Origin of the sequence: Mesorhizobium sp. LNHC252B00 (assembly GCF_000502955.1) — a bacterium.
Lineage (GTDB): Bacteria > Pseudomonadota > Alphaproteobacteria > Rhizobiales > Rhizobiaceae > Mesorhizobium.
The window spans coordinates 191,444-205,548 of the sequence record NZ_AYWO01000015.1; the positions used below are offsets into that span (position 1 = coordinate 191,444).

Genomic DNA, 14,105 nt, shown 5'->3' on the forward strand with positions numbered 1-14,105 from the left:
CGGAAGCGCAGGAAACCAACGTTCGCAGGCCGGCATCACCTGAATATCAATGCCCCGGTCAGTCGGTGGTGCCGTGATCGCCAATGCCATCGGCATTGGCATCGTCGAGCCGCACAAAGGTCAGGCCCTTGGCCTTGAGCGCCAGGAGCCCCTGCACCACGCCTTCGCCGGCGGCATGGGTCGGCTGGTTGATGTGCGAGATAATCACGTCACCGTCCTTGGCCGCCGCAATGCGCCGCGCGGTCTCCTTGGCGCCAAGCAATGAGCCGCCGTCGCCGTTTATCGAGAAGCCCGCGATCTTGAAGCCAAGCTTGCGGATCATGGCGATTGCCGACGGGCTGTATTCGGCGGTTGCGCCCCGAAACCATTTCGGCGCCGGCTCGCCGGTCCCGGCAAGAGCGGCGGCACCCGATTCGACCTCGGCCAGCACCGCATCCGGGCTGCCGGCGCTGCGGATGCCGTAGATCTTCCTTGGCGTATCGACCGCCGGGATATGATGGCCGCCGTGATTTTCAAGCTCGAACAGATCGGGATGGGCGCGCATGATCCCGACGGCAGCGGCGTTTCGCTTCAGCCAGATGCCGGTCACGAAAATGGTGGCGGGGATCTTGTTTTCCACTAAAGCCGAAAGAATCCGGTTGTCGGTCTGTCCGCCGCAGGCATCGAGCGTGAGCGCAACCCGGCCGGCTCCGCTCGTCTCCGCCCTGATGTGCAGCGTGGGCTCGACGAGCGGCGCGGCATGGCCGGCGGATACCATCGCCAACGACATGGCGATCATGCAGAGATTTTTTCGCAGCAGGCGCATCAAACCTAATTCCTGACCGGTCGTTTCAAGCCGGCATCCCAAGACCCGCATGAAGGCGGAAATCGGGATGGTGGATAGCAGGAAAGTGGCTGTCGCGACAATTTGACCGTTCGTGTGGTGAAAAGGCCATTGCGGCGATAGCGGTTGGCTGCGCGACGACGATGTCAGATGGCGCGTCCTAGCTTCATTTCGGTGCGCGAAAGAACCTCGCGCACCGCGTCGACAACCGGCTTGACCTCCAGGCCCCAGACGCAGCAGGCCTTGCTGGGATCCGGCGCGCGGCAGAGGCCCTTGGCCAGGCAGTTGCAAGGCATCGGCGGCTGGAGCGAGATGCTGGGCACGCCGACAGGACCCCAGCGCGACGGACGCGTCAAACCGAACAGCCCGACAACCGGGGTTCCGGTGGCGGCAGCCATGTGCATCGGGCCGCTCTCGTTGCCGAGAAACAGCCGGGCCTGCTTCAGCACCGCCAGCAGACTTTCGAGCGACAGGTCCCCGACGAGATTGACGACCGACGGCGCGGTCCTGGCGACGATACGCTCGGCAATCTCCCGCTCGTCCGGGCCGCCCACCAGGACGACGTCCAGATCGGTTTCGCCCATAATCTCGCCGATCGCCGCGGCAAACCGCTCCGGCTGCCAACGTCGCCCCTCGAAGCTTGCACCCGCATGCACGGCGATGAAGGCGTTTGGCCGCAGGTGGTGCTTGCCCAGCAGCGCCAATGCATTCGCCGTCTCCAGCGGCAGCGGCTGAAGGCTCGGAATCACCTTGCGGAGTTCGATGCCGAGCGCTTCGAGCGGCGAGAGGTAGCGGTACAGAAAATGCTGGCCATCAAAGCCGTAGGGCTTGGCAAAGATATTGGCGGGCTGGCGCTCCAGCATACGCAAGGGTCTTTCGGAAGGATTGTAGCCGACGCGGGTCTTTGCGTTGACGAGCCCGCTGACAATGCGCGACGTCTTTGAATCGGTCAGGTCGATCGTCAGGTCGAAACGGAACCGGCGTAACGCCCGCACCATGGCGTAAAGCTCTTTCCCGCGCTCGAGGTTAGTGCCGCGCATACGGGCGCGCCGAAACGTGACCACCTCCGAAGCGATGCCATGAGCGATCACGAAGCTCTCGAAGCTAGCCTCGCACAGAAATACGACTTTGGCGCCGGGGAATTCGAGCCGCAGGTTTTCTGCAAATGTCGAGGCGAGGACGAGATCTCCGATGAACTTCGTTTGGATGACCAGGATAGAGCGGAACGGCACGGGTGAGGTCTGCAACATCTGCTTCCGGGGACAATTGGCGGGATAATCGCAAATTGGGCGGGAACAGTGGCGAGATTATGCAATGCCTTCAGCACGTTCGTGTGACTTGGCTTACAAAACGGTAAGCTCAGCCTGGATAGACTATCCGCGGCCTGACTTAGAGCAGTTCACCGTTTCACGAAACGGCGAACTGCTCTAACTCTTTGTTTTGACGCAATTCCTCAAGGGAAAGCGCTGCGCGCTTTCCCGGAAAAACCGTTTCACAGTTTTCCTGGAGTTGCTCTCGCGACCCGCACCGCCGCCTGTGCGGCCGCCAGCCTGGCGATCGGCACGCGATAGGGCGAGCAGGACACGTAGTCGAGGCCGACCTCTTCGCAAAAGCGGATCGAGGCCGGGTCGCCGCCATGTTCGCCGCAAATGCCGAGCTTGATGTCGGGCCGCGTCGCCCTGCCCTTTTCGGCAGCCATGCGCACCAGCTCGCCGACGCCGTCGATGTCGAGCGAGACGAACGGATCCTGGTCGATTATGCCTTTCTGGCGATAGGTCTCCAGGAACGAGGCCGCATCGTCGCGTGAAATACCGAACGTCGTCTGGGTCAGGTCGTTGGTGCCGAAGGAGAAGAATTCGGCGGACTGCGCGATGACATGGGCGCGGATCGCCGCGCGCGGCAGTTCGATCATGGTGCCGGTGAGATACTCGATGTTGACGCCGGTTTCCTCCATGACGCTCTTGGCAACCGCATCGATGCGCGCCTTGACGTAGTCGAGCTCCTTCACCAGGCCGACCAGCGGCACCATGATTTCGGGGACCACAAGCGCGCCGGCCTTCTTGCCGGCCTCGACGGCCGCCTCGAAAATGGCGCGCGCCTGCATCTCGGCGATTTCGGGATAGGAGACGGCCAGGCGGCAACCGCGATGGCCGAGCATCGGGTTGAACTCGTGCAGCGCCTCGGTGCGCTGCCTGAGCTTGTCCGGCGACACCTTCATGGCGGCGGCAACCTCGGCCACCTCCTCTTCGGTCTTGGGCAGGAATTCGTGCAACGGCGGATCGAGCAAGCGGATCGTCACCGGCAGGCCGGCCATGATCTCGAACAATTCGAGGAAGTCCGAACGCTGCATCGGCAAAAGCTTGGCGAGCGCCGTACGCCGGTCCTTTTCGGTGTCGGCCAGGATCATCTCGCGCATGGCGACGATGCGGTCGCCATCGAAGAACATGTGCTCGGTGCGGCAAAGGCCAATGCCTTCGGCGCCGAAGGAGCGCGCCATGCGCGCGTCGAGCGGCGTTTCGGCATTGGTGCGCACCTTCATGCGGCGCACCGCGTCCGCCCACTCCATGATGGCGGCGAAATCGCCGGAAAGTTCCGGCTGCAGCATCGGCACGGCGCCTTTCAGCACCTGGCCATTGCCGCCATCGATGGTGACGATGTCGCCCTTGCGGAAGGTCGAGCCCATCGCCATCAGTGTGCCTGCCTTGTAGTCGACACGCAGCGAGCCGGCACCCGACACGCAAGGCTTGCCCATGCCGCGCGCCACTACCGCGGCGTGGCTGGTCATGCCGCCGCGCGTGGTCAGGATGCCTTCCGCCGCATGCATCCCGTGAATGTCCTCGGGGCTGGTTTCGATGCGCACCAGGATCGCCTTGCGGCCTTGCGTCTTCAACTCCTCGGCGTCAGCGGAGGAAAAGACAATCTCGCCGGTGGCGGCACCGGGCGACGCCGGCAATCCGATGCCGATGACGTCACGCGCAGCCTTGGGGTCGATGGTAGGGTGCAGCAGCTGATCGAGCGATGCCGGGTCGATGCGGGCAACGGCTTCCTCTTTCGTGATCAGCCTGTCCCGCGCCATCTCGACGGCAATTTTCAGCGCCGCCTTGGCGGTGCGCTTGCCCGAACGGGTCTGCAGCATCCACAATTTGCCGCGCTCGATGGTGAATTCGAGATCCTGCATGTCGCGGTAGTGCTTTTCCAGGCTGTCGGAGATGGTGACGAAGGACCGGAACGCGTCCGGCATCAGCTTCTGCAGCGACGGCTTGTCCGAGCCCGCTGCAATGCGCGCCGCCTCGGTGATGTTCTGCGGCGTGCGGATGCCGGCGACGACGTCTTCGCCCTGTGCGTTCACCAGGAACTCGCCGTAGAGCATCTTGTCGCCGGTCGACGGGTTGCGGGTGAAGGCAACGCCGGTGGCCGATGTCTCACCCATATTGCCGAACACCATGGCCTGGACATTCACCGCAGTGCCCCAGCTTTCGGGAATGTCGTGCAGGCGCCGGTAGGTGATGGCGCGGTTGTTCATCCAGCTCGAGAACACGGCGCCGATCGCGCCCCATAGCTGCTCATGCGGATCCTGCGGGAACGGCTTGCCGAGTTCTTCCTCGACCTTGGCCTTGTAGAGCGCGATGACGCCTTGCCATTCGAGCGCCGTCAGTTCGGTGTCGAGCTCATGCCCCAGCCCGCCCTTCTGGTCCTCCAGGATTTCCTCGAACACCTCGTGGTCGAGACCCATGACGACATCGGAATACATCTGGATGAAGCGGCGATAGCTGTCATAGGCAAAGCGCGCATCGCCGGAATCGGTGGCTAGCGCCTCCACCGTCTCGTCGTTCAGCCCGAGATTGAGCACGGTATCCATCATGCCGGGCATCGAGGCGCGAGCCCCCGAACGCACCGACACGAGGAGCAGTTTCGACGGGTCGCCGAACCGGCGGCCGGTCAGGTGTCCGATGTGATCGAGCGCAACCGCGACATCGGCTTCCAATCCGGCCGGATAGGTGCGGCCATTGGCGTAATAGGCGTTGCAGACCTCAGTGGTGATGGTGAAGCCCGGCGGCACCGGCAGGCCCAGGCTGCACATCTCGGCCAGGTTGGCGCCCTTGCCGCCCAGCAGATTCCTGTCGCCGGCACGGCCTTCCGCCGCACCATCGCCAAAGGTGAAAACCCATTTGGTCATGCATTGCTCTCCGGTTGCAGGAGATTGGCGAAACGGGTAGTTCCGCCGGTCCGACCCTGGAGCGATATGATGCTGCAGTGCGAAAGGCAAGGCGTCGGCGAAGCCGCCCGGCCCCTACAATCGATTAAGCAAAAGCCGTGTCCAAGGATGCGGCAAAAAGACTTGCCATCGCGCAGCTTTTGGTTTAGAACAAACCATGAACAAACAGACGCCCATGAAATCGTCCGGAAAGCTCGACTATCTCGAAATGCCGGCGACCGGCGGAACGCTGGACCGGCTCAAAGCCTTCTACAGTGGCGCCTTTGGCTGGTCCTTCACCGACTATGGACCGACCTATTCGGCCTTTGCCGAGGGCCTGGACGGCGGTTTTCAGGCCGATGCCGCGGAAGCATCGGCAAAGCCGCTGCCCGTGCTCTACAGCAGGGACCTGGAGGAAACGCTGCGCGCTGTCGAAAATGCCGGCGGCACGGTCGTAAAGCCGATCTTCGCGTTCCCCGGCGGCAGCCGCTTCCACTTTGTCGATCCGGCCGGCAACGAGATGGCGGTGTGGTCCGAGTAGCCGTCGCATGTCGTCCGGCGGCGCTGCTTTGCCTCACCAAATTTGATCGTTCTGACCGTCGCTCATAAGGATTGTGCTTTTCGGCTGCTCTGCTAATAACGCGCCGCACAAGCGACTCTGACGGCAATTGGGGCGTCGCCAAGTGGTAAGGCATCGGTTTTTGGTACCGACATTCCCAGGTTCGAATCCTGGCGCCCCAGCCATCCCTTTAAGGTCCGTTCCGGACACATGGGTTACGGTTTATACCGGAGATATGGGTAACACTTTTGGCCCGTTGGGTTTGGAGTGGTTCGAGCCTCCCAGTGCAAATCGCGGCAAACTGGGATCGTCACTATGCAGTCTGAACAGTATTGAACATCTCCCTCTTTTCCATACAAGGTCATCGAAGATTCGACCAAGAGGGGTGGCGGCTCAACATGGAACTTCAATGAACCTTCCTATCTTCGCCATCAACCTCGATCGCGAGACCGGTCGCTGGAGCGAATTGGTCGCCAGCGCCGAAGCGGCCGGCCTGGCCTTGCAGCGCATTGCCGCCGTCGACGGCCGCGCCCTCGCCAAGGAGGACTGGACGGAGATCGATCTTCCAGCGGCGCGCAAGCTGAGCGGACGCGACATTCTGCCCGGCGAATATGCCTGTTACCGCAGCCATATCCGGGCGCTGGAGACATTCCTCGCCGGTGGCGGCGCCTATGGCCTGATTGTCGAAGACGACGTCCTCTTCAGCGAAAGCACGATGCGGCGCATCGAAGCCATCATCGCGGCGGTGCCGGATTTCGATGCCATCAAGCTGACCAACCATCGCATGAGCTTCTTCATGCGCGCAGTCGAGACGACGGAAGGCGATGAGATCGGTCGCGCGCTGCATGGCCCGCAAGGTTCGGCCGCCGCCTATCTGGTGACGCGCCAGGGAGCCCAGGGACTGTTGTCGGCGCTCGCCGTGATGAAAATGCCATGGGATGTCGCACTCGAACGCTTTTGGGACACCGGCCTGAAAATCTATTCAGTTCGCCAGAACGTGGTTGGCTTCGCGGCCAGCAGCAAGACCTCTGGCATAGCCGGTCCCTCGGGAAGCTATAAATCTGCAAGGCTTGGCGGGCCGAGCCGGCTAAGTGCCGGAGTGTTGCGGGCCAAGGACGAGCTGCGCCGCCTGCATCACGTCCTGCTGCGCCCCCCTTTGCCGCGAGAAACCCTGGACTACGCCAAGGGCGGCGGGCTGCGCAATACGCTGCTTTTGTTGCTTGCGGCACTCGCCATTCTCGCCTTGGTTTCCGCGGTGTGGCGCGAGGCCGACACCTACCGCTATGCGGGCCTGGCGCTGGCCCTGGCCGCGGTCATCCGCTGGTTCAGGGTGGATTTGTGGACCTACAGCAAACCGCTGATCGGTTGGGTCGGCTTTTTGTGTCTGGGTTGGTCGCTCTACGTCTTCATCCGACTGGCGATCGTCTATTTCGGCACCCACCAATTGGGTGGCGCCGAAGGCATTTACATGTTTCCGCTGTTCTATGCGACGACCGGCTTCGCGTTTCTGCTGTTTGTCAGGCAGCCCGCGCGGCTCGTATTCTGGTTCATGATCCTCAGTCTTGTCTTCCTGGCGGCGGACACCTTCTATTCGGACATGCTTCAAGGTATCCAACCGACCCCGCGGCTTTTCAACAATCCCATCCACGCGTCGGTGGCTGCCGGCTTCATCTTCCTTTGCGCGCTGCAGTTCATGGCATACACGGCCCAGAGAACGGACCTCGGGAAAGCAACCAAGAACCTGCATTGGGCGCTGTCGACAGCCGTCCTGCTGTTTGCCCTCGTCAACATCATTGAGATGCGGTCGAAGGGCGTCTGGCTTGCGCTTGCGCTCGCCCTGCTCTTGTTGGCGGTCATGACCCTGGCGAGAGGTCATCGCCGCGAACTGTTGGTTTCAGGTGCCGTGCTGGCGATCGTGGCGGCCGGCGTTGTCGCAACACACAACATCTTCTCGTCCACCGCCGGCGACACCATGATCTTCGTCAAGGCCTTGGTTCCGGATGTCTTGAGGCATGGCGTCCTCCCAGCCTTCGACCGAGCCATCGCGAGCGATGTGACGCCGCTTGCAGCCAAGGAACGGCTGATGCTGTGGGCGGATGCGATCGAGATCTGGAAACGCCACCCGATCTTCGGAGCCAGTTCCAGCTGGCTGACCGAATGGCAGCACAGAACCTATCATCCGATGATCCTAAACGTCTTCCACAACGGCTATCTGGAGATTGCGGTGCGCTATGGTGTGGTCGGGCTGGCGTTCTTTGCCTTCCTCTACACTTGGTCGTCCAGGCAGGTTCTGCTGGCCATGCGGACCAAGCTTATCGCTCCGGCCGCATGGTCCTGCTACATCTCAACACTGGTCTTCTTCGCCATAACCATCCTTACCAATTCAAACAACCGGCTGGCTATGGGCGAGGCCTTCATGTGGTTCGCTGCAGCGTTCGGCTTCTACTGCTTTTATGTTCGCCAGCAGAACAACCTTGTCGCGCCGCGAACCTATTTCTAGGGCCGGCTCTGGCACCGCATCCGGCCAACTGGTCTGACTCAGTGATGGTTCCGTCGTTTTTTCAAAGATCCGGTGCAATCGTCGCAAGGCGCCACCGCCTGCCCCGCGCACAGGGCGCCCCTGCAAGAGCCCGGCCCGCACCGCCGCGTCGCGGTGCCGGCGTGTGGTTGAGGAAGCCGTGCACGCCGGCGGCCGTTATTTGAAGGGCGTGTGTTGGTCAGCCGTTTGGATAGTAGCCGCCATCAGCGCCATCACCCATGTAGGTTCCTTGGCCGGTGGTAGCCTGAAGCCGCTGATCGAGCGCATTGATCTGCCCAAGCTTCGAACGGGCTGAAGTCGACGCAGTGTGCTGGATAATATCCGCCTGCTGCATCAGGTCGCGGGCTTGATCCTGCGTGATCTTGCCAGTTTTCCTGGCCACGCGGATACCCTGCTTCACGCTGAGCAACTGCTCTGACGCCGCCCTCGCTTCCGGATCCGCTGGCACCGATGCCGTGGTCTGGGTGTCGACCTTTACCTTGTGGTGACGGTGCACAGCGTAGGCGCTCGAAAGCGGTATGGCCGCGAAGATCGATGCGGCCGCGATGATTTTTGGCATGAAGGTGCGCATGACGATATCTCCTTTGATGAAGCGAGCGGCGAAGCCGCTTTCCAAAAGGGCCGTTTGGTCGCGTCGAGCCGCAGTGGCACATTCATCGGCCGGCGGTCCTCGGCCCGAGAAGGCATATATGGAGGCCACTCCGGCGTTGAATGACTTGGAACGCAAATGTTATCGGATGTGATCGAGCGTTGAATTGCGGCTGCAACTAGAGCGGGATGAATTTAGGTTGGGCATAGCCAGCCTCGGTGAAGTAATTTCGGCATTTGGTTGACGTGACCTCGCCGAGGATTTGGCCGATGGCGTCACAGACGGTTTCGACTGTTCGCTTGGCAGCCTTGCGCAGCCAGTGCTTGAGCTTGGCGAAGAGCTTCTCGATAGGATTGAGGTCGGGCGAGTATTTCGGCAGCAAGAACAGCCTGGCGCCGGCTGAGCGAATGGCGCGGCGCACGGCCTTGCCCTTGTGCGAGCCGAGATTGTCCATGACGACGATGTCGCCTGGCTTGAGGGTGGGGACGAGAACCTTGTCGACGTAGAGCTGGAAACGCTCGCCGTTGATCGGTCCGTCGATGAGCCATGGTGCATCGACACGGTCATGGCGCAACGCCGCCAGGAAGGTCATTGTCTTCCAATGGCCGTGTGGCACCTTGGCTTTGATCCTCTCGCCGCGCGGCGCCCATCCCCTGAGCGGCGCCATGTTGGTTTTGGTCCATGTCTCGTCGATGAACACCAGGCGGGAAGGATCGGTACGGTCCTGATATTTGGTCCACTGTGCCCGCCGGCGCGCCACATCCGGGCGATCCTGCTCAGCCGCGATCAGCGTCTTTTTTTGTGACTGAGCTTCTCGGCGTGGACGAACTCCCACACCGAGCGGTAGTCGACCGCAAGGCCGCGCTCGGCCAGTTCGGCCACAAGTCCGCGTAGCGTAAAATCCGCAGCCCGGCAGCGCACCAGCAGCCACTCCCGATGCTCACCGGCAATCTTCTTCGGTCTGTGCCCACCCATCTTGCCGGGCGCAAGACTGTTCGTTTCGCGCAACCGGCTCACCAATCTGATGACGGTGCTGATCCCAACCTCAAAGCGCACTGCCGCCTGCCGCCGCGACAGGCCACCCTGCTCAACTGACGCAACAACCCGTTCGCGAAGATCCATCGAGTAAGGCTTGCCCATCCATGCTGACCTCCTTGCCCAGCATGAAGGTTGAATCAGATTTGCACGCCTAAGGGAATCCCACGCCGATTCAGCCTCAATTCATTCCGCTCTAGCTCGGAAGCGAGGCCAAGCCTTGGCTACTTGTCCAACTGCGTTTCGGCGCCTTCATGCTCGTGCGCGAACTGGGCCATGCACCGCAACGGCGGATAGTCGACAGCCGGACCGCGTCAGCTCGCTTCGCGCATCGCTTCGGCGGCCTGCAGGTCGACCGAGACAAGCTGGCTGACGCCCTGCTCGGCCATCGTCACGCCGAACAGCCGGTTCATGCGCGCCATGGTGATTGGATTGTGGGTGATGATGACGAAGCGCGTCTCGGTGGTGTTGGCCATCTCGTCCATGAGATTGCAGAAGCGCTCGACATTGTGATCGTCGAGTGGGGCGTCGACTTCGTCGAGCACGCAGATCGGCGCCGGATTTGTCAGGAACACGGCGAAGATCAGCGACATCGCCGTCAGCGCCTGCTCGCCACCGGACAACAGTGTCATGGTCTGCGGCTTCTTGCCGGGCGGGCGGGCCAGGATTTCGAGCCCGGCCTCGAGCGGATCGTCGGATTCGATCAGCTGCAACTCCGCCGTGCCGCCGCCGAACAGATGCGAGAACAGCCGCTGGAAATGGCTGTTGACGACGTCGAAGGCGGCGAGCAGTCGCTCACGGCCTTCGCGGTTGAGGCTCTGGATTGCTTGCCTGAGCTTGCGGATCGCCTCGATGATGTCCTCGCGCTCGGACACGATCGCCTCGAGCCGGTCGGAAAGCTCCTTCTGCTCTTCCTCGGCGCGCAGGTTGACGGCGCCCAGCCGTTCGCGCTCGATCTTCAGCCGATCGAGCTGACGCTCGATCTCGGCCATGTCGGGCATCGGGCTGTCAGCCTCCAGACCGGTGTGGCTAATGACCAGATGCGGCGGCGTGTTCAGCGTTTCCTGGATGCGCGCCTCGACCTCCAGCCGGCGTTCGTCGGCCGCGGTCAGCCGCTCTTCGGCACGAACACGGGTCTCGCGCGCTTCGGCCAGGAACTGGATGGCGCCGGTGGCGGCCTTGTCCAGTTCGGATTGCCGGTTCTCTGCTTCCTGCAAACGATCGGCCGCCGCCTTGCGCAAGGTCTCGGCTTCGGTGAGTTGCGACAGCAGCGCGCGCCGCTTGGCGTCGATTTCATCGGGAGCATCCGCCAACCGCTCGCGTTCGGCCCCGGCTTCGGCTTTGCGTTCGCCAAGCGATGCGATCTGCGTCGAGGCGTTTTCAGCCCGCTCCAGCCAGTTGCTGCGCTCGGCGCCAATGGCATCGAGCCGGCGCGCGCGTGCCTCGGCTTCGCGCCGCAGACCCTCGTGCACCGCACGTGCATCGGCAAGCGTGGCGCGGTCGCGGGCGACATTGGCCGAGGACTGTTCGAGCTGCAATTGCAGGTCGCCGAGATCGGGCGCGTCCTGCAGCAGCATTTCCGCCTCGGCGAAGGCTTCCGAGGTCTCCTCATAGCTGTCGACGATGCGGGCACGCGCCTCATCCAGTGCCGCGCGGCGGCTCTGCAATTCGCCGCCGGCCCGTTCAGCCTCAACCAGCGCATTGCGGGCAGCGTCCAGCCGATGCTGAGCGTCACGACCGGCCTGGCGCGCATTGCGCTCGGCCTCGCTCGCCAGGCGGAGCGCCTGTTCGGCCTGCGCAAGCGCCTCCTCGGCCTGGCGCAGGACGAGCGTCGCCTGNTCGCCTGTATCGCCTCGGCATCGAGTTCGGCCAGCCGGTTCTTTTGCGCCAGCCGCTGTGCGGCGGCGGTCGGTGCGTCGGCGCTGGCGGTAAAGCCATCCCAGCGCCACAGCGCGCCCTCGCGGCTGACCAGCCGCTGGCCGGGAGCAAGGAGCGCCTGCAGGCGGCGGCCATCGCCCGGCTCGACGATACCGATCTGCGCCAGGCGTCGGGCCAGTTGTGCCGGCGCGTGAACCACGCTGGCAAGGCTCCTGACGCCTTCGGGCAGAGCCGCGTCGCCGGGCTGGATTCCGCTTTCGCCCCAATGCACCGGTGCGCTGCGGTCGAGCGGCACGTCGAGGTCTTCACCAAGGGCCGCACCAAGCGCCGTCTCGAAACCGCGATCGACACTGATCTGCTCCAGCACGGCCGGGAAAAGGTCGCCGCTGGCGGCATTGAGTATCTTGGCCAGCGTGCGCGCTTCCGTCTCGATCCGTGCCAGTTCGGCCCTGGCATCCTGAAGCGGTGGGCGGGCAGAGCTCTCGGTAGCGCGCGCATCGATGACCGANACTGTTCGGTCTCCAATACGGCAGCCTCGGCTTCCTCCAGCAGCGCCATGGCCTGTTCGACCAGCACGCGCTTCTCGGCCGGATCCGGCAGGCCGGCGACCTTGGAGAGTATCTCCGACAATTCGCGGTCGACATCGGCAAGCTGACGGCCGAAGCGGTCGCGGCGCTCGGCGGTGTCGCGCAGCGTCCGCTCGATCTGGTTGCGTGCGGCGGCGGCCTCCGCCCGCTCGGCGGTCAGCGAGGCGAGCTTGGATTCGCTTTGCGAAAGCGTCGATGCCGCCTGTTCGAAAGCGGCGCGGGTGGTGGCCTCGCGCTCGGCCGCACCGGCGTTTTCGGAATTCAGCGTGGCTTCTTCGGTGCGAAGGCGTTCGAGGATGTCCGCATTGTCGCGGACCATGCGCTCCTCACGGGCGATGTCGCCGTCGAGTTGCTGCAGCCGGCGCTCGAGTTCGGTCTGACGGGCGCGAATACGGCCGGCTTCCTCCTCGATCTGCGACTTGGCGATCGACAGGCGCTGGAAGGCAGCGGCAGCGGCGGCTTCCGCGTCGCGCAGATCGGGCAGGCGGTGAGCGCCGATGCCTTGCTCGCGGGCGGCGGCCATCTGTGCGGCGGCGCGGTCGCCGACAAGCGCCGTGGCAACCGCAAGCGCCGAGCGCGCATCGCCCTCCTGCGTCTTGGCCAGTGTCCAGCGCAGATGCAGGAGCGTTGCTTCGGCCTTGCGGATGTCGGCCGACAGGTTCTTGAAGCGGGACGCCTGGCGCGCCTGGCGCTTCAGGCTTTCGATCTGGCTTTCCAGTTCACCGACGACGTCGTCCAGCCGTTCGAGGTTCTGCTCGGCCGCCTTCAGCCGCAGTTCGGCCTCATGGCGGCGGGTGTGCAGGCCGGAAATGCCGGCCGCTTCTTCGAGCAGTGCGCGGCGCGCCTGCGGCTTGGCCTGGATCAGTTCGCCGATACGGCCCTGACCGACCATCGACGGCGAACGCGCGCCGGTCGACTGGTCGGCGAACAGAAGCTGCACGTCCTTGGCGCGCGCTTCCTTGCCGTTGATGCGATAAAGCGAGCCCGCCTCGCGCTCGATGCGGCGCGACACCTGCAGTTCGTCGGCATCGTTGAAGGCCGCGGGCGCGCTACGGTCACTGTTGTCGAGGAAAAGCGTGACTTCGGCGGTGTTGCGTGCCGGGCGCGTGCCCGAGCCGGAAAAGATGACATCGTCCATGCCGGACGCGCGCATATTCTTGTAGGAGCTTTCGCCCATCACCCAGCGCAGAGCCTCGACAAGGTTCGACTTGCCGCAGCCGTTCGGCCCGACAATGCCGGTCAGTCCGCGTTCGATGACGAACTCACCGGGCTCGACGAAAGACTTGAAACCGAGAAGGCGAAGGCGCGAAAACTTCATTCGCGCAGCCTATCAAGCGGGTTTGCACGGTTTTGCGATGGGAATTCACGGCACAACGAGACGCGGCGCGCGCCGAAGCGGCGCCGCCTCAGCGCTGACCGTATGTCAGAGCAAGGGGTCGATAATGGCCGACATTTCCTCAATCGACATCGCCCCCTTGTAGGTCTTACCGTTGATGAAGAAGGTCGGTGTCGAGTCGACCTTGAATTCATTAGCGCCGCGCTTCTGGACCGATCTCACATCGTCCAGAAGTTTCTGGTCCGTCAAGCAGGCCTCGAAGGACTCCTGTGTAAAACCGGCGAGCTTCGAGATTTGCAGCAGCGCATCCTTGGTGTTCTGGACGCCGACCCAGTTCGCCTGCTGCCTGAACAGGACATCCACCATCGGGAAATAGTTATCCTTGGCGCAGCGCGCCAGCATGAAACCGGCTTCGGCGCTCGGATCGAACGGGAATTCGCGCAGGATGTAGCGCGCCTTGCCGGTGTCGATGTACTTGGTCTTCAGTTCCGGAAAGGTGGTCTCGGCGAAATGCGCGCAGTGCGGGCAGGTCATCGAGGCGTATTCGACGATGGTGACCTTGGC

8 protein-coding genes, 1 tRNA gene and 1 pseudogene are annotated in these 14,105 nt (G+C 63.1%); 3 read left to right on the plus strand and 7 right to left on the minus strand.

What is annotated here, in order from left to right:
- Nucleotides 1-58 precede the first annotated feature (58 nt).
- From X744_RS151020 to ppdK, 3 genes are all read right to left on the minus strand, one after another.
- Nucleotides 59-805: a polysaccharide deacetylase family protein gene (locus X744_RS151020; RefSeq protein ID WP_023760593.1), complete on the minus strand. Its 747-nt coding sequence runs from the start codon at nucleotides 803-805 to the stop codon at nucleotides 59-61.
- A 164-nt stretch (nucleotides 806-969) separates the two neighbouring features.
- Complete coding sequence (locus X744_RS151015) at nucleotides 970-2,073, minus strand: glycosyltransferase family 9 protein (RefSeq protein WP_023760594.1); 1,104 nt, start codon at nucleotides 2,071-2,073, stop codon at nucleotides 970-972.
- 242 nt (nucleotides 2,074-2,315) lie between these two features.
- Nucleotides 2,316-5,000, minus strand: a complete 2,685-nt coding sequence (gene ppdK, locus X744_RS151010) for a pyruvate, phosphate dikinase (protein WP_023760595.1) — start codon at nucleotides 4,998-5,000, stop codon at nucleotides 2,316-2,318.
- Nucleotides 5,001-5,214: 214 nt separating this feature from the next.
- On the opposite strand from ppdK, the gene X744_RS151005 reads away from it, so the two are divergent.
- The 3 genes from X744_RS151005 to X744_RS150995 all read left to right on the plus strand — a co-directional run bounded on the left by X744_RS151005 (nucleotide 5,215) and on the right by X744_RS150995 (nucleotide 8,077).
- Nucleotides 5,215-5,559 (plus strand): VOC family protein, encoded by a 345-nt coding sequence (locus X744_RS151005; RefSeq protein ID WP_023760596.1) that lies wholly within the window; start codon nucleotides 5,215-5,217, stop codon nucleotides 5,557-5,559.
- Nucleotides 5,560-5,687: 128 nt separating this feature from the next.
- A tRNA-Gln gene (locus X744_RS151000) sits at nucleotides 5,688-5,762 on the plus strand.
- Nucleotides 5,763-5,986: 224 nt separating this feature from the next.
- A complete protein-coding gene (locus X744_RS150995; protein WP_023760597.1) occupies nucleotides 5,987-8,077 on the plus strand; it encodes an O-antigen ligase family protein in 2,091 nt (696 codons plus the stop codon).
- Between the two features lie 217 nt (nucleotides 8,078-8,294).
- On the opposite strand, the gene X744_RS150990 is transcribed toward X744_RS150995, so the two are convergent.
- The 4 genes and pseudogenes from X744_RS150990 to X744_RS150975 form a co-directional block, all read right to left on the minus strand.
- Entirely contained in the window at nucleotides 8,295-8,687 is a 393-nt protein-coding gene (locus tag X744_RS150990; RefSeq protein ID WP_023760598.1) for a hypothetical protein, read from the minus strand.
- 196 nt (nucleotides 8,688-8,883) lie between these two features.
- Nucleotides 8,884-9,845, minus strand: a protein-coding gene (locus X744_RS150985) for an IS630 family transposase (protein WP_156938586.1) whose coding sequence is annotated in 2 segments (ribosomal slippage) — nucleotides 8,884-9,506 and nucleotides 9,506-9,845 — 963 coding nt in all. Because the reading frame shifts where the segments join, the coding sequence is not laid out codon by codon here.
- 209 nt (nucleotides 9,846-10,054) lie between these two features.
- Nucleotides 10,055-13,523: pseudogene (gene smc, locus X744_RS01000000169975) on the minus strand (chromosome segregation protein SMC).
- 105 nt (nucleotides 13,524-13,628) lie between these two features.
- Nucleotides 13,629-14,105: DsbA family protein (locus X744_RS150975; RefSeq protein WP_023760601.1), on the minus strand; the 477-nt coding region annotated here is incomplete at its 5' end.